This window comes from Tamlana sp. s12, assembly GCF_016767215.1.
In the GTDB taxonomy this organism is placed as follows: domain Bacteria; phylum Bacteroidota; class Bacteroidia; order Flavobacteriales; family Flavobacteriaceae; genus Pseudotamlana; species Pseudotamlana agarivorans.
The window spans coordinates 322,839-344,229 of record NZ_CP068547.1 but is presented as its reverse complement, the minus strand read 5'-3'; the positions used below and the strand labels follow the sequence as shown (position 1 = coordinate 344,229).

13 protein-coding genes are annotated in these 21,391 nt (G+C 36.1%); 4 read left to right on the top strand and 9 right to left on the bottom strand.

What is annotated here, in order from left to right; translation table 11 throughout:
• Nucleotides 1-64: 64 nt before the first annotated feature.
• Entirely contained in the window at nt 65-4,234 is a 4,170-nt protein-coding gene (locus tag JJL45_RS01465) for a two-component regulator propeller domain-containing protein (protein WP_068601188.1), read from the bottom strand.
• Between the two features lie 299 nt (nt 4,235-4,533).
• Here JJL45_RS01465 and JJL45_RS01460 point away from each other — a divergent pair, with 299 nt between their 5' ends.
• The 3 genes from JJL45_RS01460 (at nt 4,534) to JJL45_RS01450 (ending at nt 6,499) form a co-directional block, all read left to right on the top strand.
• Nucleotides 4,534-5,469, top strand: a complete 936-nt coding sequence (locus JJL45_RS01460; protein WP_068601190.1) for a 2-hydroxyacid dehydrogenase — start codon at nt 4,534-4,536, stop codon at nt 5,467-5,469.
• 21 nt (nt 5,470-5,490) lie between these two features.
• The gene (locus JJL45_RS01455; RefSeq protein ID WP_068601192.1) at nt 5,491-5,949 is read left to right on the top strand and encodes a DUF1801 domain-containing protein; all 459 of its coding nucleotides are present in this window, start codon (nt 5,491-5,493) and stop codon (nt 5,947-5,949) included.
• Nucleotides 5,950-6,094: 145 nt separating this feature from the next.
• Nucleotides 6,095-6,499 (top strand): TM2 domain-containing protein, encoded by a 405-nt coding sequence (locus JJL45_RS01450; RefSeq protein WP_068601194.1) that lies wholly within the window; start codon nt 6,095-6,097, stop codon nt 6,497-6,499.
• 205 nt (nt 6,500-6,704) lie between these two features.
• Here JJL45_RS01450 and JJL45_RS01445 read toward each other — a convergent pair whose 3' ends face one another.
• The 5 genes from JJL45_RS01445 to JJL45_RS01425 all read right to left on the bottom strand — a co-directional run bounded on the left by JJL45_RS01445 (nt 6,705) and on the right by JJL45_RS01425 (nt 11,605).
• Nucleotides 6,705-7,097 (bottom strand): DUF805 domain-containing protein, encoded by a 393-nt coding sequence (locus JJL45_RS01445; RefSeq protein ID WP_068601196.1) that lies wholly within the window; start codon nt 7,095-7,097, stop codon nt 6,705-6,707.
• A 255-nt stretch (nt 7,098-7,352) separates the two neighbouring features.
• Nucleotides 7,353-7,880 (bottom strand): hypothetical protein, encoded by a 528-nt coding sequence (locus tag JJL45_RS01440; protein WP_068601198.1) that lies wholly within the window; start codon nt 7,878-7,880, stop codon nt 7,353-7,355.
• 123 nt (nt 7,881-8,003) lie between these two features.
• Nucleotides 8,004-9,851 (bottom strand): GNAT family N-acyltransferase, encoded by a 1,848-nt coding sequence (locus JJL45_RS01435; protein WP_068601200.1) that lies wholly within the window; start codon nt 9,849-9,851, stop codon nt 8,004-8,006.
• A gap of 22 nt (nt 9,852-9,873) precedes the next feature.
• The gene (locus tag JJL45_RS01430; protein ID WP_068601202.1) at nt 9,874-11,124 is read right to left on the bottom strand and encodes an aspartate kinase; all 1,251 of its coding nucleotides are present in this window, start codon (nt 11,122-11,124) and stop codon (nt 9,874-9,876) included.
• Nucleotide 11,125: 1 nt separating this feature from the next.
• A complete protein-coding gene (locus JJL45_RS01425) occupies nt 11,126-11,605 on the bottom strand; it encodes a GNAT family N-acetyltransferase (RefSeq protein ID WP_068601203.1) in 480 nt (159 codons plus the stop codon).
• A 121-nt stretch (nt 11,606-11,726) separates the two neighbouring features.
• On the opposite strand from JJL45_RS01425, the gene fbp reads away from it, so the two are divergent.
• Nucleotides 11,727-12,740, top strand: coding sequence for a class 1 fructose-bisphosphatase (gene fbp / locus JJL45_RS01420; RefSeq protein ID WP_067144986.1), 1,014 nt, complete (start codon nt 11,727-11,729; stop codon nt 12,738-12,740).
• Nucleotides 12,741-12,834: 94 nt separating this feature from the next.
• On the opposite strand, the gene JJL45_RS01415 is transcribed toward fbp, so the two are convergent.
• The 3 genes from JJL45_RS01415 to gltB all read right to left on the bottom strand — a co-directional run bounded on the left by JJL45_RS01415 (nt 12,835) and on the right by gltB (nt 20,902).
• Nucleotides 12,835-14,592 carry a carbohydrate-binding protein gene (locus JJL45_RS01415; protein ID WP_068601205.1) on the bottom strand — a complete coding sequence of 586 codons (1,758 nt, stop codon included), beginning with the start codon at nt 14,590-14,592 and terminating at the stop codon, nt 12,835-12,837.
• A gap of 327 nt (nt 14,593-14,919) precedes the next feature.
• Nucleotides 14,920-16,383, bottom strand: a complete 1,464-nt coding sequence (locus tag JJL45_RS01410; RefSeq protein ID WP_068601207.1) for a glutamate synthase subunit beta — start codon at nt 16,381-16,383, stop codon at nt 14,920-14,922.
• 4 nt (nt 16,384-16,387) lie between these two features.
• Nucleotides 16,388-20,902 carry a glutamate synthase large subunit gene (gltB, locus tag JJL45_RS01405; protein ID WP_242521403.1) on the bottom strand — a complete coding sequence of 1,505 codons (4,515 nt, stop codon included), beginning with the start codon at nt 20,900-20,902 and terminating at the stop codon, nt 16,388-16,390.
• Nucleotides 20,903-21,391 lie beyond the last annotated feature (489 nt).

Here is a 21,391-nt window from a genome sequence, read left to right as displayed (position 1 = left end):
GAATTAGATGGTGCAACAATTTTACTAACAGTGTGTTAAGGAGTGTTTAATGACTTAAATGCTTTCATGACGCTGTTTTGGTCTTTACTTCGGTAGGTAAAAAGCCAAAATGGTTTTTAAAACATTTGGTGAAATAGGAGTGCGACGAAAACCCAGTAGCGTAACAAACTTTGCTAATATTAGTTTCTCCCATTTCTAAAATTTGCTTCGCTTTTTGTAGTCTAATGTTTCTTAAAAACTCACTTGCTGTTTGATTAGTAAGGGCTTTAATTTTACGATAAAACTGACTCCTACTCAAATTGAGTTGGGAGGCCAAGGATTCTACATTTAAGTTCGGATCGCTAATATTTTTGTTAATGTGATTTAGCACGTTTTCAATAAACTCTTTATCCAAAGGTGTACTGTTTACGTCTTGTGGAACTTCACTAATCACGCTAAAGTATTTATTGAAAATAAGTTGTCTGCTGGTGATAAGCTGAGCCAATCTCAGTTTAAGTAATCGTATGTTGAAGGGTTTTACCAAGTAGGCATCGGCTCCTGTTTCAATACCTTGAATACGATCTTCTACTTTGGCCTTGGCGGTAAGCATTAACACGGGAATGTGACTGGTACTTAAATCCTTTTTTAAATGTTTGCAAAATTCCATGCCGTCCATTTCGGGCATAACTACATCGGTAAGCACCACATCAGGAAACGTTTCCTTGGCAATTTTTAGTCCCTCGGCGCCATTGTTAGCAATGAGCACTTTATATTGCTTGCCTAACTCAAGCTTTAAATAAGCTCGAAGTTCTTGGTTATCTTCAACGACCAAAATGGTATGTTGTTTTTGAGAAGCGCCTTCTAAGTGTTCTTCTTCCTCTTCTAAAGTTACCGTTGGGACATAGGAGAAATCATCGTCTTTAAGAAATTCTGATGCATCATCAAAAACAATTTGATTTACCTCAAAGTGACTATAGCCTGTGGGTAGTAGTATTTTAAAAGTGGTGCCTTCACCAACTTTGCTACTTACTTCAATGTTGCCCTTATGTAACTGCACAAAGCTTTGTACGACTTCCAGACCAATGCCTGTGCCTCCAAAATAGGTTTTACTTTGGTTTTCTACTTGATAAAAACGTTCAAATATTTTCTCGGCTTCTTCAGGGTTTAGTCCAGGGCCCGTATCTGAAATAATAATTTCTACGGCTTGCACATTTTCATCCTTATTAGCCAAAGGCAAATGATATAACTGTTCAGTAGCTAATAAATCGATGTTTATAGCGCCACCTTCAGGCGTAATTTTAATGGCGTTAGATAGCAGGTTGAAAATGATTTTTTCCAACATTTTAATATCGGCCCAAACAGTTACATGGGGGTTGTCGGAATCGACGCTTAATAAGATGTTTTTATTAATAGCTTCTTCTTTAAAATAGCTCACGATGTTTTTTGTGAAATCAAGAAGATTTATTTCTCTGGCTTTAACATGAAGCTTATGCATTTCCAGTTTTCTAAAATCCATGAGCTCATTAATGAGACGGTATAAGCGATCTGCATTTTTATTAATAATGGCGTGTTTGTTTTTTACATGATGTGGTAAGATTAACTGCGTATCATGAATGAGATCTTTTAAGGGATTCATGATTAAAGTTAGTGGTGTGCGAAACTCATGTGAAATATTGGTGAAAAACTGAATTTTTTTCTGATTCAGTTCCTCTTGTTGTAAACGCTGCATGCGTTCATTTCTAATAAGTTCTTTTTCCTTTATTCTGCTTTGAGTAAGGTAGTTGAGGTAGTAGAAGCTGATTAAAAACAAGAGTACATATAGGGTGATGGCCCAGTTAGATTTCCACCATGGCGGTAGAATTTCAATGCTTAGTTCTAAAGGAGTTTCGGTCCAAACGCCATCATTGTTTGATGCTTTTAATTTAAAAGTATAGTTGCCCTGATCGAGGTTGGTATAGGTGGCACTGCGTTTTTGGCCTACATAATTCCAAGAGTCTTCATAGCCTTCTAAATAATAGGCATAATTGTTTTTTTCGGGTCTGGTAAAGTTTATGCCAGTATATTCAATGGTGAAAACCGATTGCGCACTGTTAAGTGTAATGCTACTAGTTTCAGAGATGGTTTTGTTTAAAGGCGAGTCATCTTGGTTGGGAGTTACTTTTTCATTAAATAATTTTAAATCGGTTAAATGTAAAACAGGAACCTTTGCATTGGTTTTTAGGTTGTTGGGGTGAAAATAATCCAGCCCCTTTAAATTTCCAAAGTAGAGCATATCTTGGCAGTCTTTTAAAACAGCTCCAGAATTAAAATCGTTAGAGAGCAAGCCATCGTTAATGGTGTAATTGGTGTACCCTAAAGGTTCTAATTCTATTTTTGTTAATCCGGAATTACCGCTAACCCAAATGTTGTTGTCGGCATCTTCAATAATGGCAGCAACGTTGTCTTCATCCAAACCATTTGATCTGTTAAACCATTCTAATTGTTTGTTTGAGGTATTGTATTGATAAAGACCTGTGCCTCGCGTTCCCACCCAAATATTAGCTTTAGAATCTTCGTAAATACTTAGGATGTAATTGGTGTTTGATGTGCTGTTAAACGTTTTGTTTATTTTATCTGAAAAAGGGTGGATTTTCTTGATGCGCATGCCGTCTTTTTCTATTTTAAAAAGTCCGTCTACGGAGCCAAGCCATAAATCATCGTTGGTGTCTACAAGCACTTTGGAAACGTCGGTGGTGTTTAGTCGATGCTTCACAAAAGCTTCAGAATTGAAATGTTTGAAGTTTTGTGTTTTCGGATTAAAAGCATGGAGTCCCTGGAAGGAAGTGCCTATCCAAATAATGCCTTCAGCGTCTTCAGTAATACTTCTAATGGTATTGGATTGTAATCCTTTGGCATTTTCGGTTGAATAGCAAATAAATTTTCTACTACCTTTCTTTAAAAAGAATAAACCGTGATCCCAACTTCCAGCCCAAATGTTTCCGTTGGAATCTTTAAATAAAGACATGATATGGTTAGAGGTTAATCCAGAATACACACTTTGGTCCTCGTTATTTATATGTGTGATTTTATAGGACTTTGTGTTTAAAACATCGATTCCTCCGCCATCAGTAGCCATCCAAAGATTTTCATCTTCATCTTTAATTAGGGCCATTATAGAGGTGATTTTTAGTGAATTGTCTTTGTTAGGAGAACTTTTAATGTCCTCAAATTTGTCATATAAAGCATCACTAATGGCAACACCGCTATTGAAATAGCCCATCCAAATGCGACCATCATTATCTACGTATAACTTCCAGATGGAATTGTGTAATAAGCTGTTTTCGTCTTCCTTGCTATAGATGTAATTTTTAACAATGGCATCGTTGTGATCTAAATGAAAAAGCCCATCGTTTTCGGTGCCAATCATCATGGTGTCATCGGGTAATTGAGCTAGGGTGATGATTTTTTTAGTAGTTAATGGAATTTGTTTAACAGCAATAATGCTATAGTTTTGATTTTTATTCAAAGCACACTTATAAACCCCTTGGTTGGCTTGTGTGCCAATCCATAAATGGTTGTTTCTGTCTACCATGAGGGTAGATATTTCGGTTTCAAAACTGCTTTTGTCTTTCGTATAAAAATTGGCGTGAACCAGTTTATTTTCGGAAACATCAATTTCCTTTAAACCATAATTTGTGGCCACGTATAATTTGTTGTTGCCCACATGTTCAATACAGTTGGTATTGATGCGATGCGATTGATCTTGAAAAGTCGAATTCCCTACTTTTTCAACTTTAAAAGTGTCGATGTTTAATTTGTAAATGCCATTACCATAGGTGCCTACGTATAGATGATTGGAGGCGTCTTCGGTTATGGTTGTAATTTTATCACTGTTAGGATTGTTAGGATCTAGTATAAAGCGTTGAAATTGATCTGTGGCACTATGGTATAAGTCTAATCCGTTTTCGGTGCCAACCCAAAGTCGTTGTTTGCTATCAATAAAGGTGCAATCTACGCGGCTACTACTTAAAGATGTGGAGTCGTTTAAAACATGTTTGTAGGAAGTGTAATTAATGCCATCAAATTTGAACAGTCCTGTGGCATTGGTGGCAATCCAAATGAAGCCTTTATGGTCTTGCACGATATCGGGAATTCCAACTTTGGGAATGCCTTCTTTAATACTTACAAAATCATATTGCTGCTGCTGGTTCTGCTTCTGAGCGTAGGAGTAAAAAACCCACAATAAAAGTAGGGATAAACATATGGTTTTTTTCATTAGTAAAGTGGTTCGTTGGATTTGTATTTAAAGATAAAGATAAATTTTAAGAAAATTAGCTACTGAAATTAAACAAGCATCCATTGTAAATTATGTTGCATTTGGGTTGTAAATGTTGCATAATTAAGGGTTTGTGGATGTGTTGGCTTGAAATGGAGTTTGAAAGAATCTATAATCGGACTTTGTGCTATTTAAATCGTGAACGGTTTATAGGCTTGTTGCTCGTGTTTCCTTTTTCAAGATTCGGAGGAGCTTCAGTATGCTAAAACTTTGTAAATTTGAAATCGAAATCCAGATTTATGAAAGTTCTCCATTTAGATACCAATCACGAGTTATTAATTGATCAATTAAACGCTTTAGGTTTTGAAAATCATGAAGATTATACTTCTTCCAAAACCGAAATTGAAGCTAAAATGCATGAGTACGATGGTATTGTATTAAGAAGTCGTTTCACGATTGATAAAACGTTTTTAGATGCCGCAAGCCATTTAAAGTTTATAGGGCGTGTTGGTGCTGGTTTGGAAAATATTGATTGCGATTATGCCGAATCCAAAGGCGTGTTTTTAGTGTCGGCACCAGAAGGCAATAGAAATGCTGTTGGCGAACATGCTCTTGGGATGCTACTGTCATTATTTAATAAACTAAATAAAGCTGACGCCGAAGTGAGAGCTGGTAAGTGGTTGCGCGAGGCCAATCGCGGCATTGAATTGGATGGAAGAACCGTAGGGCTTATTGGTTACGGAAACATGGGTAAAGCCTTTGCTAAGAAATTACGAGGTTTTGATGTTGAGGTGCTTTGTTACGATATAAAAGACGGCGTTGGTGATGATAATGCGAAACAGGTTTCACTTGCTGAATTTCAAGATAAAGTCGACGTAGTGAGTTTGCACACCCCACAAACGCCACTAACGTTAAACATGATTGATAGGAACTTTATTAATCAAGTGAAAAAGCCCTTTTGGTTAATTAATACCGCACGCGGAAAAAGTGTGGTGACTCAAGATTTGGTTGCAGCTTTGCAATCAGGGAAAATATTAGGAGCGGGATTGGATGTTTTGGAATACGAAAAAGCCTCTTTTGAAACCTTATTTTCTACAGAGCTCCCTGAAGCTTTTAAATATTTAATTGAAGCTGAAAATGTGTTGCTCACACCTCATGTGGCTGGTTGGACTGTGGAAAGTAAGGAGAAACTAGCTCAAACTATAGTAGATAAGATTAAAGCGAAATTTTGTTAACTTTAGGAAAAACAAAAAAACGTGCAGTACAAAGCAACTTCTCCAGAAGATTATATCAGTCAGTTGCCAGAAGATAGGGTAGAACCTATTAAAAAGTTAAGAGCAACTGTTTTAGAACATTTACCTCAAGGTTTTGAAGAGGGCATTCAATATGGTATGATTGGGTATTACGTGCCACACAGCCTATATCCAGATGGCTACCACTGCAAGCCTGAAGAACCTTTGCCGTTTATGAGTTTCGCTTCTCAAAAGAATTCGATTAATCTTTACCATAGTGGCATTTATGCCATTCCAGAATTGTACGATTGGTTTGTTGCCGAATACCCTAAACACAGTAAATACAAGTTGGATATGGGGAAAAGCTGCATTCGGTTTAAAAAAGTAGAGGCTATTCCTTATGAGCTTATAGGGGAACTGACAACGAAGTTGAGCGTGGCGGAGTGGATAGCACTTTATGAGAACGCTATAAAAAGAAATTGATGTTACGCTTTCGCGGAAAAGCATAATAGATGGCTAAAGAATACTTTGGTGTAGATGGGGTTATGCAACTATAATTTTAATATTTTGACTTTTTTTAATGCTCTTTTTGTGTAATTTGGAACTGTTTTAGAAATTCAATTATACTATGACTGAAGAAAATAATAAAAATCAGCATTTTAATGATTCTTTTGAGTCGGCTAAAGAAAAAGCAAAGGGTTTTGCTGAAGAAGCTAAAGAAACCGCTACAGAGTTTGCCGAAAATGCCAAACAAACTTTTGGATCAAACGATAATCAGAAAGTGTTAGCTGGAATCTTAGCCTTGTTATTTGGATCCTTCGGACTTCATAAATTTATTTTGGGTTATACCAAAGAAGGCGCCACGCTTTTAGGAATAACAATTTTAGGCGTGTTATTATCTTGCTTCGGAATAGGAGCTCTATTTGTTTGGGTGCCTACGGCTATTGGTGTTGTTGAAGGTGTTATTTATTTAACCAAATCGGATGCCGATTTTTATAACACTTATCAAGTAGGGAAAAAACCTTGGTTTTAGGTTGGATGGAATAAGCTGTATGCTATGGGCTATGAGCTAAATGCTTTACGCTTTAGGTAATATGTTATATTGTTAAAAATCAATAATAAAAAACAAAAGAGGTATGCAATAGTAGAAAATCATTTTATTAGTTTTCTTCTAACTTCTAACTTCTAACTTCTAACTTCTAACTTCTAACTTCTAACTTCTAACTTCTAACTTCTAACTAAACCCCAATATCGTTAATACTATCGCGGCTTTCCTTAGGGTTTGGTCCCCATTTATTGGATCCAGCTTCACTATCTTTTAAGTATAAAATAAATAACCAGATACCACCAATAATTGGTATTAAAGTAATTAATAACCACCAGCCGCTCTTACCAATATCGTGTAAACGTCTTACCGAAACAGCTAGCCCTGGGATTAAAACAGCTAAAGCATAAATACCATAAATTGGTCCAGTACCGGTTTCGCTATAAGTGAGTCCTAAAATATTGTCAATGACCGCTGCGATACAAGCAAAGATGAAGTTAAATAAAACAAACATCCAAAATTCTTTGCGTCTGGCACGACCTTTAAAATCGGCATACTGTGATAATACTTTTTTATACCATTTCATAAGTTGAGGTTGGTTTTTGTGGTTAATGCCTTTAAAGATAGTTAATTATAGTAGAAAAGAAAAATGGCAATGGGTTTTAGCAGTACGCCTTAAGCTATATGCTATATGCTTTATGCGTGAAGCTGTGAGTAAAAGGCTGATTTAAAAATCAATTTGTAGACTATAAGATTTCATTTAGTCTTTTAGTGAAAAGCAGTTGTGTATGAAACTTTGCTTTACACTAGAAAGGAGAGAGAGGAGTGTACATTCCTCTTATTATTCCCAGTAATTAATTAAATCATCTATGTCTGTATTATTGTCTTGAAAATAAATGTTTTCCCAGTATATTTTTCCGTCGATTTTTACAAAAACTTTATAATAGCCAAAGTTTATCTCCTTTAAATCGAAAATTACCCTGGAGGCAGTCAAGTCAGTAATTTCTAATTCAGCATGTGATGCAATTATTGATTCATCATATAGGTTTGAATTCAATATCGTAGAAAAGTCCGTTTGTTGGTATATTTTATTGGCTTGTGAAGGGATAATCCATACGTCTGATATGCCAGAATTGGCTTTTATGTTCAACATACCTAAAGTTGGATTAGGGTATATGATAAGTTGATCAGCTATTAAAGCATTCGGATTACCTAATTGATATGGCTGTGAAAATTCTGAATTTCTCAAATTAAGACCCGTAACAAGTGTCATGTCGGTTTCGCCATTTGAATTATTATTTCCATCGTCGGATGAACAGCCAACTGCTGTAATAAAAAGTGTGAAAAGAGCTAAAAATTTTAAATTCATATTTAGTTGGTTAATTGGTTATATAAAATAGTAGATATTAGATATTAAATAGGTTTAAACGGGAAACTAGGGTTTAAACATTTATAGCTTTTTGGTCAATAATCAATAGTCAATATTCAATAATCAATTCTCCTCCTCTTCCTCGTCTTTTTGTCCGTTTTGAAGCTTGTTTTCTAACTCGGCTTGAAATTCTTCCATAACAGGACGTACGGTGCTTTCTGGTAAATCGGCGATTTTGATATACATCAACCCATCCACTGAATTATTAAATAAAGGATCGACATTAAAGGCCACTAAACGTGCATTTTGTTTGATGTATTTTTTAAGTAATACAGGAAGGCGTAAGGCGCCTGGTTCAATTTCATCAATAAAACGATCGAATTTATTCAAATCGGCTTCTGTTTCATCGAAAACAAAATCTTTATCGGCATCCTTAAGTTTTACTTTGAATTCTTTTTTCGGACGAACATATTGGGCGATATATGGGTCGTAGTAATGCGATTTCATAAATTCAATCATCAATGATTTTGAAAAATTTGAAAACTGATTACTAATACTCACGCCACCAATAAGGTAATTGTGTTCTGGAAAACGTAGTGTGGTATGTACGATGCCTTTCCAAAGTAAGAATAAAGGCATGGGTTTTTGTTGATATTCTTTAATGATGAAAGCGCGACCCATTTCAATAGATTCACTCATCATTTTATACAGTTCGGGTTCAAACCTAAAAAGATCCTGCAAATAAAAACCATCAATTCCATATGCCTTAAAAATTTGAGAACCAAGCCCCATACGGTAAGCCCCAGCTAAAACATCTTTGTCGTTGTCCCAAAGGAACATATGGTGGTAATAATTATCAAAGGGATCCAAATCAATAGCTTCATTGGTACCCTCGCCAATTTCTCTAAAAGTAATTTCTCTAAGACGCCCTATTTCCCTAAGGATGTTAGGTATTTTTTTCGGTTCGGCTAGAAACACTTCATAGTTCTTGCTTTCAAGAAGTCGTGAGCCGTCTTCTCGCACTATTTTAAGCTCTTCTAACATTAAGAGTTGATCCACCGGTGTTACGATTTTTTTTGGTGGTTTGGCTGTTTTGAAATTCGAAGTGATGTTGCTAGTTAGCTTTGAAGCTTCTTCAAAGGAATTAGAAAGCATGTACGTTTTCCTTCTTAGAAAATCGCTAAAATCTTGTAAAGACGGATATTCCTTTTGGTCGTCGACAGAAATAGGTTTTCCTATTCTAACCTTTATAACGCGTTTTTTCTGAGTAAGTAATTCCGAAGGTAATTTGGCCGTTCTAAAAGTGTCGCTAATTTTAGATAGTTTATAAAAAAGAGAACTGTTTTTAGCATGAAAATATATAGGCACTACGGGCACACTAGCTTTTTGAATAAGTTTCATGGCGGTCTCTTCCCAAGGTCGGTCTACAACCAATTTACCATCACGATAGGTGGAAACTTCCCCGGCAGGGAAAATACCTAAAGGGTGACCCGATCTAATATGTAAAATGGCATTTTTAAAACCAGTAACGCTCGACTTGACATCTTTTCGGTCTTCGAAAGGATTCACAGGCATGATAAAAGGCTTCATTGGCTCGATGCGATGCAGTAAAAAATTGGCTATAATTTTAAAATCACTGCGCTGTTCTAGCATGAGTTTAAGTAGTAAAATACCGTCTATACCACCAAGCGGATGGTTAGAAATGGTAATGTATGCGCCATCTTTAGGTAAACGCTTTAAATCTTCTTCAGGAATCTCGAATTTAATTTGAAAGTCTTCTAAAATACCATCTAGAAAAGGTAAGTCACTCAGGTGTTTATTACGCTTATAAATTTTATTGAGCGTAGATATTTTTAAAACTTTCATTAAAATCCACCCCGTAAAAGTACCCAGAAAACCATATTTATCTAACTGGATGGCTTTTGCAACTTCTTTAGCGGAAACGAGTCCTAAATCTTGCGGTTTACTCATAGCTGTAAAAGTACTAAATTGTTTATTTAGTTACTACTTGGGTTGTTTCTTGGGTTAATTGTTTTAATAACACGGTTTTACTGGCTTCTATTTGATGAATGGAAGCCTCGTTATAGTGCCTTATCGTGTATAGGGAAACATTTTCGTGGCAAGTTACTTTAAATTTTGCTTTTAAGTGATGTAAAAGTTTTTCAAGATTGTCATAAATGTTGTCGATACACACGGAAAAGCTAATGGCAGAATTCTGAATCACATTAACTTTCATTTTATAAGTGGCAAGTAAACTAAAAATCTCACTGATATTCTCTTCTACGATATATGAAAAATCTAAAGACGATAAAGCGATAAGTGCTTGATCTTTTTTAACAATAAAGCACGGGATTTTAGGTTCTAAATCTTCGTTTTTACCTATTTGTGTACCAGGAGCTTCTGGATCTAAAAAGGACTTTACAAATAAAGGGATTTCTTTGCGCTGTAAAGGCTGAAGGGTTTTTGGGTGAATCACGGAAGCGCCATAAAAGGCCAATTCAATAGCTTCGCGATATGATATTTTGTTTAGTAATTTGGCATTTTCAAAGTAGCGTGGATCGGCATTTAATACGCCAGGTACATCTTTCCAAATGGTAACGCTTTCAGCATTTAAACAATAGGCGTAAATAGCAGCTGTATAATCACTGCCTTCGCGTCCTAATGTGGTGGTGAAATTGTGCGAATCACTGGCAAGGAAACCTTGGGTGATGGTTAATGTATTCGGATTGTAATTCTGGTTAATAAGGCGCTGGGTGCTTTCCCAATCTACATTGGCACGTCTAAAATAACTATCGGTTTTAATGTGTTCGCGCACATCAATCCAGGTGTTTTTAATGTTTATGCTATTTAAATAGGCGCTTACAATACTCGTAGAAACCAATTCGCCATAACCAATAACTTGGTCGTAAACATAGCTGTAATCTGGCGATTTGTTTATTTTAAAGAAGGTGTTAAGCTCTTCGAAAAACTGATTTATTTTATGGAAAATGGCGTGGTTTTCATTGTCAAATAAATCCAGTAAAATAGCATTGTGATATTTTCTAATATCTTGAATTGAGCTTTGTAATTCCTCTTTGTTTTCAAAGTAGTTTTTGATGACAATTTCTAAGGCATTGGTGGTTTTGCCCATTGCCGAAATAACAATAAGTGTATGCTCGTATCCTGTTTTTTGTAAAACCGAAGCAACATTTTTCACACCGTGGGCATCTTTTACCGAGGCGCCGCCAAATTTAAATATACGCATACTACAAATTTGCTATATAGTTATTTATACCAGATTCATCGAGGTGAACCACATTCCAGTCTCTTAATACTTTAGCACCTTTTTTTTCATATAAAGCGATAGCGCCTTCATTCCAATCCAGTACTTCCCAATTGATGCGTTTTACTCCTAATTGGTGACCGTATTTGATAACTTGATCTAAAAGAGCCGTTCCTAAGCCTTTACCACGCATCGCTTTGCTAACAATTAAGTCTTCTAAATGAATGATTTTACCTTTCCAAGTCGAATAACGGTTGTAAATTAAAGCAATGCCTTCAACCTTGTTGTCTACTTCAGCAACAAAACATTGAAACGCAGGCTGGTCTCCGAAGCCATCGTTTTCTAAGTCGCTAAGCGTAACTTCTACAGCTTCTGGTTCTTCCTCAAAAATGGCTAGTTCATTAATTAAATGGAGTACCTGAGGCATGTCGGTTTTTTCGGCGTCTCTAATCGTAAAGTTCATTCTGGATATAATTGAGAGTCAAATATAGTTTAAAGTTGAATATTTTCGGTGTATAACCTTTTCGAAATCGTTGTAGTTACTAAAAAATTATAGATATTTGTCCAAACAAATAACCTCACATATGTCGCATAAAAAACAAACCTTAGGAGAATTTATTATTGAAAATCAATCAGCTTTTAAATACTCTTCAGGAGAGTTGTCCAGTTTGCTAAATTCCATTCGATTAGCAGCCAAAGTTGTGAATCACGAAGTAAATAAGGCCGGATTGGTTGATATTATTGGTGCTGCAGGAGACACGAATATACAAGGTGAAGATCAGCAAAAGTTAGATGTTTATGCTAACGAAAAGTTTATTCAAACCATGACTAAGCGTAATATTGTTTGTGGTATTGCTAGTGAAGAGGAAGATGATTTTATCTCGATTAATAGTCAAGATGAAAATAATGGAAATAAGTATGTTGTTTTAATAGATCCTTTAGATGGGTCGTCAAACATTGATGTAAACGTTTCTGTTGGAACGATTTTTTCAATTTACAGAAGGGTAACGCCAGTAGGAACCCCAGTTCAAATTGAAGATTTCCTTCAAAAAGGAAGCGAGCAAGTGGCTGCAGGTTACGTGGTTTATGGAACGTCTACTATGATTGTTTATACTACGGGCGCTGGTGTAAACGGATTTACATTAAACCCAGCTATTGGTTCTTTTTATCTGTCTCATCCTGATATGACTTTTCCAGAAGATGGTCATATCTATTCTGTAAATGAAGGGAATTACATTCACTTTCCACAAGGGATTAAAAATTACATAAAATATTGTCAGCAAGAAGAAGACGATCGCCCTTATACTTCTAGATATATTGGATCTTTGGTTTCCGATTTCCATAGAAATATGATTAAAGGTGGTATTTATTTATATCCTCAAAGTTCTAAAAACCCAAAGGGAAAACTTCGTTTGTTATATGAGTGTAATCCTATTGCCTTTTTAGCGGAACAAGCAAAAGGTAAGGCTAGTGATGGGTTTACACGAACTTTAGATGTGGTACCTACCGAATTACACGAGCGTGTGCCATTTATTTGTGGGAGTAAAAATATGGTTGAAAAAGCTGAAGAATTTATGCGCCTTGCTCAAGAGAAATAAGTGTTTCAAGCTATTATAAATATAAAAAATGCGAACTGTTACAGTTCGCATTTTTTGTTTTAAACAACCGTTAAAGGTTGGATTTAGTTTTGGATTAATGCGCTACAAAGTAGTCGTAAACAACAACTTCTCCGTAGTTATTTGATTTTCCAGTTTCGCTACCTTCTTGTTCCGCATTACTTTGTGTATAGTTTCCTATTTTAAAGTATGCTTCTCCATAAGATTTATCCATTAAAATAGTGCTAGAACCATCTTTTACAAGGTAAGAAGAGGCATTACCATTAGCGTAAGCATTTTTAAGGTTGCCATCTTCACTATAGTAACAGTAGTGCTTACCATCTTTAACTTCAAAAATGACTTCATGAACCGTTCCTAAGTTATAGTTCGTTTTAATCGTTAAATCGTCTCTTAATTTACCACCATTAAAACTTAAGAATAAGTGTTTGTTTTCTAAACGTAATACCATAGAATCATCAATACCTTCATCTTTATTACCATGAATTTGGGTGGCTACTAAATGACTTTTTACAATTGGTAAATGTGTAATGGCTTGTTTAACGTAAACCACATGAGTTCCAGAAGTGGTCCAGTAAATATCTGAGCTACCATCTTCTTTTCTTTCTCTAAGTTCAGAACGTACATAATCAGAGTTAGGTGTTGTACCGTTATTACTTCTAATTGGTGCACGGAAAACCATACCATTTTTGTCACTATTTACATAGAAGTATTCGTTATTAGCTTCTCCACATAACGTTTTATCTTCTTCACCATCTGGGTACGTAATTTTCCATTGGTTACAGTTGCTCATTAAATCTGATGGAATGCTAGCGTTCCCTGGGCTAGGTGTTTCTGGATCTGTAGGATCTATGGTTCCGCTACCCGTAGAAAATACTTGTACTTCAGCTAAAGAAAGAGCATTGGTGTCTTTTAATTTAATACGTACACGTGATCCTGTTACGCCTCCTGTATTTATAGTAACTGATGGATTTGGAGCATCTGTAATCGTTGTTTTATAAGCTAAATCGCCATTGTCTTTGTAAACAAAAACATCAAAATTACTTAGTCTCGCTTTACAACAGCTATCGGTTCGTCCCCAAATTTTGATGGAACCTATTTCGTAATCTTGACCTAATCTTACTTGCCACCATGGCTGGGCAGTGCTTAAGGTATGCGTTACGCTACCGTTTGCCCATACACCAGATGTATTCCCATCTACGGCTCTACTTGGCACACCTCCATGAGATACAGAAGATTGTTCGGCTGTTTTTCCTAATGCTAAATTTTCAGATGAGGTTTCATCCACATCAATTGGAGTGATTTTAATCCAATTGATATTCCAGCCTCCGCCTGTAGCGAGCAATTTTAATGTGCTACTTCCAGCTTCTAAGTCAACGGTTTTAGCGGTGGTTACCCAAGTTTGCCAGTTACCGGTTGCCGCTTTGTTTACATTACTTAGTTTTGTGCCATCTTGATAGAAATCAAATTTAGAGGTGTTAGTTTTAGAAGCTACTCTAAACTCAAATTTGTAACTTCCTGATGCTGGTACTTCGATATCGTATTCGAGGTAATCACTGGTGTCTATCCAGCCTACATTAAGTCCGCCACCAGAATCGGAAGTGTTTTCAGTTTTTATTCCGCTCATGCTATCATAAGCTTCAGCTTGAATGGTTACAGCAGATTTGGCTGATAGGGTCGATTTGGATAGGGCAGTGGCAGACAAGTTTGTGTCTTCGGTTGCAGCATCTTCTTCTAAAATCTCTTCATTAGAGCATGCGTAAAATACTAGGGTGAGGGCTAATGTTGCAAAGCTCACTGATGTCAACTTTACAAATTTTGAAAATCTGTTTTTCATGTTTAATACATTTAAACTAGTTTAGTAAAAGATTAATTTTTAGCTGGTTAACTAATGTGGTCAACCAGAATGGTTTTCCAAATGTAAATGAATAACTAGAATTTCCAAATTTTAGTACATAAAAAGTGAGAATATTATAAAAAATATGTTAAAAAATTACCGTTTGTCGGATATTTTTTGAATTATCACGCTAAAAGTGTTGGTTGTTAGATGTTTATGAGATTACGATATTCGTAATGAGATTTCTGTTTTTAACTCAAGTTGAAACAAAAAAAATGCGAATCTCAAAGATTCGCATTTTTTAATATTACACTAATTTTATTTTAACTACAGGGCAACAAGATCACCAGTCATGTCTTTAGATGGTAAATTCGATTTACCCATTAAAAAGATATCTACTTGTCTTGCAGCCTCTCTACCTTCAGAAATCGCCCAAACAATTAATGATTGTCCGCGACGCATATCACCAGCAGTAAAGATGTGAGGTATATTAGTTTGATATTTGCCATATTCTGCTTTGTAGTTAGAACGGGCATCTTTTTCAATACCTAATTTATCGGCTAAGTTGCCTTCAGGACCTGTAAAACCTAAAGCTAATAAAGCTAAGTCACAAGGCCATGTTTTTTCTGTTCCAGCGATTTCAATAAGTTGCGGACGCTCACCAGGAATCATTTTCCACTCAACATTTACCGTTTTAAGAGCGATTAGCTTGCCGCTATCATCCTTTACAAATTCTTTGGTGTTAATTAACCAGTTTCTTTCAACGCCCTCTTCATGAGAAGAAGATGTTTTTAATTGTAAAGGCCAGAATGGCCAAGGTGTTGTTGGCGAACGGTGTCCAGGTGGTTTCGGCATAATTTCAAAATTAACAACCGATTTAGCACCTTGACGGTTAGAGGTTCCAACACAGTCAGATCCCGTATCACCACCACCAATTACAATAACGTTTTTGTCGGTAGCTAGTACTTGGTCTTTTATGTCTTGACCAAATACCACTTTAGTTTGTTGTGTTAAGAAATCCATTGCTTGTACAACCCCGTCAGCATCAATGCCAGGCGTTGGTAAGCTTCTTCTTTCTGTAGCACCGCCACAAAGTACAACCGAATCAAAGGCTTTTAAGTCTTTAACATCATAATTAACACCAACATTTACATTAGTTTTAAAAGTGATGCCTTCAGCCTCTAAAATAGCCACACGACGGTCAATGATACCTTTTTCCATTTTGAAGTTAGGAATACCATAACGAAGTAGGCCTCCGATAGCATCGTCACGTTCAAAAACGGTTACGGTGTGCCCAGCTCTATTTAATTGTTGTGCTGCAGCTAATCCTGCAGGTCCAGAACCTACAACAGCTACAGTTTTACCTGTTCTTGTTTTTGGAGGTTGAGGTTTAATCCATCCTTCCTTAAAGGCACGTTCAACAATATTTTTTTCTATTTCTTCAATAGCTACAGGGTCTTCAATAATACCTAATACACATGATTTTTCACATGGTGCAGGACAAAGTCTTCCTGTAAATTCAGGGAAGTTGTTTGTTGAATGTAATAACCAAGAAGCTTTTTGCCATTCACCTTGGTGTACCATGTGATTGAAGTCAGGGATTAAATTCCCTAACGGGCATCCACTGTGGCAAAATGGAATCCCACAATCCATACAACGGGAACCTTGTTTTACCTGGTCTTCTTCACTTAATGGAATCGTAAATTCATTATAATTCTTTACACGTTCCTTTACAGGAACGTTTTGTTCATCTTGTCTTTCAAATTCTTTAAATCCAGTTACTTTTCCCATGACACTATGCTATTGTTAATTCTTCTACCATTGGTTCTTCGTTCTCTAAACGTTCTAAGGCACGTTTGTATTCTATTGGCATAACTTTTACAAAGTTGCCTAAACTAGTTTCCCAATTGTCTAATATGGTTTTTCCTTTGTTACTATCGGTGTATAATACGTGTTTTTCGATAGCTGATTTTAATTCGTTGGCATCTTCGGTAGTGATGTCTTCAAACTCGATAGTTTCTGTATTACATAAACCATTAACAAATTTGTTTTCTGGATCGTATACATAAGCGATACCTCCACTCATACCTGCGGCAAAATTTCTACCTGTAGAACCTAATACAATGACACGTCCTCCAGTCATGTACTCACAACAGTGATCACCAACACCTTCAACTACAGCTGTAGCTCCAGAGTTTCTTACTGCAAAACGTTCTCCTGCGATACCGTTAATGTAAGCTTGGCCTTCAACAGCACCAAATAAACAAACGTTACCTACAATAATATTGTTTTCAGCAATAAAGTCGGCTTTAGCAGGTTTTTTGATGATTAATTTAGCTCCAGATAAACCTTTACCTAAATAATCATTGGTGTTTCCATCTACTGTAAAAGTTAAACCGTGCGCACCAAATGCTCCGAAACTTTGACCAGCAGAACCAGTGAAGTTGATGTTTAGAGTATCTTCCGGTAGACCTAAGTGACCGTAAATTTTAGAAATTTCATTACTTACAATCGCACCAACCGTACGGTTAATGTTATTGATAGGGTATGATAGATTTGTTTTTTCTTTTCTATATAAAGCACGGTGTGAATCTTTCAGAATAGTAAAATCTAAAACTTTATCTAAGTTATGATCTTGTGTTTCTGTATTTCTTACCGTTAATTGTCTGTATGCACTTGGGCGGTGTAAAATGCTAGATAAATCTAAACCTTTAGCTTTATAGTGCTTAATGGCTTTATTAGCATTAATTTTATGTGTTTGCCCAACCATTTCAGCAAGCGTTCTGAAACCTAACTGAGCCATGATGCCTCTTAATTCTTCAGCAATATAGAAGAAGAAGTTAATCACGTGCTCTGGAGTTCCTTTAAAGTTTTTACGTAACTCTTTGTCTTGAGTTGCGATTCCAACAGGACAGGTATTTAAATGACACTTACGCATCATGATACATCCTGAAGCCACAAGTGGCGCGGTAGCAAAACCAAATTCTTCAGCACCTAAAAGGGCAGCGATGGCAACGTCACGACCTGTTTTTAACTGACCATCACATTCTACTACGATACGACTTCTAAGGTTGTTTAATACTAAAGTTTGTTGTGCTTCCGATAAACCAAGCTCCCAAGGAAGACCTGCGTGTTTTAAAGAAGTAAGCGGTGACGCTCCTGTACCACCATCGTATCCTGAGATAAGCACCACATCGGCTTTCGCTTTGGCAACACCGGCAGCAATAGTACCAACACCAACTTCAGAAACTAGTTTTACGTTAACTCTAGCATCACGGTTCGCATTTTTTAAATCGAAAATTAACTGCGCTAAATCCTCAATTGAATAAATATCGTGGTGAGGCGGTGGCGAAATTAATCCTACGAAAGGCGTAGAGTTTCTAGCAGAAGCAATCCATGGTAAAACTTTTTCACCAGGTAATTGTCCACCTTCACCAGGCTTAGCACCTTGAGCCATTTTAATTTGAATTTCCTTAGCATTGGTTAAGTAATGCGAAGTCACACCAAAACGACCAGAAGCTACTTGTTTGATAGCAGAGTTTCTACTATCGCCATTCATATCTTTTTGGAAACGTCTTCTATCTTCTCCACCTTCACCTGAATTAGATTTTCCTCCAATACGGTTCATGGCAATGGCTAAATTCTCGTGAGCTTCACGTGAAATCGAACCGTAAGACATTGCTCCAGTTTTAAAACGTTTAACGATTTCGGTCCATGGTTCCACTTCTTCTAATGGAATAGGATCTAAATTGTCAAACTCAAATAACCCACGGATGGTCATTAAATTTTCAGACTGTTCGTTTATGGCTTTAGAGTAAACATCATAACTTTTTTGATCACTTAAACGTACCGCTTGTTGCAGTTTAGCAACGGTAGTAGGGTTGAATAAGTGACGCTCGCCGTTACGTCTCCATCTGTAATCGCCTCCGATATTCAGACCTAAACGTTTGTCGATTAAGTTGTCTGGATACGCTTGTTTATAACGTTCGTTAATTTCTTTTTCAATTTCATATAATCCGATACCTTCTACACGAGAAGCGGTGTATGGGAAATATTTCTCAACAAATTGTGAGTTGAAACCAACGATTTCGAAAATTTGAGAACCTCTATACGAGTGTAAAGTAGAGATTCCAATTTTATTCATGATTTTTAAAATACCTTTTCCAATAGCTTTATTAAAGTTATCAACGGCTTTTTGCTCGTCCATACCTTCAATGAAACCTTCTTTTACCTGCATTCTAATAATTTCGTTAACCATATAAGGGTTAATAGCACTTGCGCCATAACCAAATAAGGTAGCAAAATGATGCGGTTCACGAGGTTCTGCCGATTCGATAATGATATCGAAATAAGAACGCTTACGTAAACGGTTTAACTGGTGGTTTACATAAGAACAGGCTAACAAAGCAGGTATTGGTGCGAATTCTTGATTTACACCTCTATCAGAAAGAATAATGATATTCGTTTTTCTTTCAATAGCTTTTTCAATTTGAACTACGATATCTTCTAAAGCATCTTCTAGTCCGTTTAGACCTTGAGCTTTTGGATATAATATTTGAATAGTTTCAGCTTTAAAACTCTCGATAGAAATACTTCTGATTTTTTCTAAATCGGCATTCGAAATTACTGGATTTTGAATGCGAAGCTTTCTACATTGTCTGTCGGTAATACTGAATATGTTTCTGTCTTTACCAAGGTTTAAGCTGATATCTGTTACAATTTCTTCACGAATACCATCCAAAGGTGGGTTGGTAACCTGTGCGAATAATTGTTTGAAGTAGTTTGAAATAAGTTGAGGTCTGTCCGATAACACAGCTAAAGGTGTATCAATACCCATAGAGCCTAAGGCTTCTTTTCCAGCGATTGCCATTGGCGTGATCACTTCTTGGATATCCTCAAACGTATAGTTGAATAAACGTTGTCTTGTTTTGATGTCGATGGTTTCAATCGGACAAGTTTCACTAGTATAAGGAACGTCTTTTAAGTGTAATCTTGTTTTGTCTAACCATTCTTTATAAGGTCTTTCAGAAACAATTTTACTTTTAATTTCTTCATCACCTATAATACGGCCTTCGTTCATGTCTACCAGGAACATTTTCCCTGGTTCTAATCTACCGTGTTCTTTAACATCTTCTGGAGCAACTTCAACCACACCAATTTCTGAAGACATAATTAGTTTACCGCTTTTGGTTACGGTATAACGTGAAGGTCTTAAACCATTTCTATCTAATAAAGCACCTACGTAATCACCATCTGTAAATGGTACTGAAGCTGGTCCATCCCATGGCTCCATAATACAAGCGTTGTACTCGTAAAATGCTTTACGTTCTTCCGACATGGTTTTGTGTTTTTCCCATGCTTCAGGAATCATCATCATCATGATTTCTGGAAGTGAACGTCCTGTATGTGTTAATAATTCCACAACCATATCCATAGAAGCAGAATCTGATTTGCCAGGAAGGATGATTGGGAATAATTTGTCGATTTGCGGACCGAATACGTCACTTTTCATGATTTCTTCACGAACACGCATACGGCTTACGTTACCACGTAAAGTGTTGATTTCTCCATTCTGACACATAAAACGGAATGGCTGAGCCAATTCCCATGTAGGCATGGTGTTGGTAGAGAAACGTTGGTGTACTAGCGCTAAACGTGTTACTAAATCGATTTGTTGTAAATCGGTATAATAAGGTCCAATATCTTCAGGCATGATAATACCTTTATAGATAATGGTGGTGTTAGATAAACTAGGTACATAAAAATATGTGCTTTCAGAGATTTTAGATTCTCTAATAGCATGTTCTGTGATTTTTCTAGCAGCGTATAATTTTGCTTTAAAATCAGCTTCAGAAATATCTTCTGTTTTACCAATAAATAATTGTTCGATATTAGGTTCTGATGCTAATGCAATTTCACCTAATTGTGAAGAATCTACAGGAACTTTTCTCCATCCTAAAACAGTGAGTCCTTGCGCATTTACTTCTTTTTCAAAGGTCGTTTTACAAAACTGGTATTGGTTAGATACTTTTGGTAAAAACACCATTCCTACAGCGTATTCACGTTGTTCCGGAATCGTAAAATCGCAAACGCGTTTAAAGTAATCGTGGGGAATATCTATTAATAATCCAGCACCATCACCGGTTTTTCCATCAGCACTTACACCTCCACGGTGTTCCAGTTTTACGAGTATCTCTAAGGCATCATGAATGATTTGATTGGTCTTCTCTCCTTTAAGATTACAAATGAAGCCAGCGCCACAGTTTTCGTGTTCAAATTCGGGCAAATAAAGTCCTTGTTTCTTCAGCATAATCAACAATATTGGTTTTAAAAACTTGAGTTGAAGCGTAAAGATATGCACTAGTGTTTGAATAACAATAGGCAGGAATTCATTATTTCGGTTTTACGAGTTAACTCAATATTATTATAATGATATGTCAATATTAATGGACTTTTTTAATAAATATTCAAACGCGAAAAAAGAGGTCTATTTATAGGGATATCTAATTTAATGCAAGCAATTCAATTAAATATTAGGGTAATGTTATGAAATGTTGAAAAATATTGCTGATAATTCAAATGGAGAAGATGTTAAAAAAACAATAAATTAAAAATAATTGCGAAGACCCTTAAAAAAATAGGGGTAAAAATGGAAAATTGATAAAAGTGAACCAAATACCCCCTTTTTTTATGGGGGTTAAAAGTTTTTAGTATAAGTTTGGACCATTCTTAAGGGATAAAGATCTAAGGAAATCAACCAAAACTCTTAAACAAAACAACAGCTTAGATCTTGATTATT

Coding starts and splice junctions, on each gene's coding strand:
- JJL45_RS01465 (WP_068601188.1), bottom strand. CDS start 4,234: ATGAAAAAAACCATATGTTTATCCCTACTTTTATTGTGGGTTTTTTAC.
- JJL45_RS01460 (WP_068601190.1), top strand. CDS start 4,534: ATGAAAGTTCTCCATTTAGATACCAATCACGAGTTATTAATTGATCAA.
- JJL45_RS01450 (WP_068601194.1), top strand. CDS start 6,095: ATGACTGAAGAAAATAATAAAAATCAGCATTTTAATGATTCTTTTGAG.
- JJL45_RS01445 (WP_068601196.1), bottom strand. CDS start 7,097: ATGAAATGGTATAAAAAAGTATTATCACAGTATGCCGATTTTAAAGGT.
- JJL45_RS01440 (WP_068601198.1), bottom strand. CDS start 7,880: ATGAATTTAAAATTTTTAGCTCTTTTCACACTTTTTATTACAGCAGTT.
- JJL45_RS01435 (WP_068601200.1), bottom strand. CDS start 9,851: ATGAGTAAACCGCAAGATTTAGGACTCGTTTCCGCTAAAGAAGTTGCA.
- JJL45_RS01430 (WP_068601202.1), bottom strand. CDS start 11,124: ATGCGTATATTTAAATTTGGCGGCGCCTCGGTAAAAGATGCCCACGGT.
- JJL45_RS01425 (WP_068601203.1), bottom strand. CDS start 11,605: ATGAACTTTACGATTAGAGACGCCGAAAAAACCGACATGCCTCAGGTA.
- fbp (WP_067144986.1), top strand. CDS start 11,727: ATGTCGCATAAAAAACAAACCTTAGGAGAATTTATTATTGAAAATCAA.
- JJL45_RS01415 (WP_068601205.1), bottom strand. CDS start 14,592: ATGAAAAACAGATTTTCAAAATTTGTAAAGTTGACATCAGTGAGCTTT.
- JJL45_RS01410 (WP_068601207.1), bottom strand. CDS start 16,383: ATGGGAAAAGTAACTGGATTTAAAGAATTTGAAAGACAAGATGAACAA.
- gltB (WP_242521403.1), bottom strand. CDS start 20,902: ATGCTGAAGAAACAAGGACTTTATTTGCCCGAATTTGAACACGAAAAC.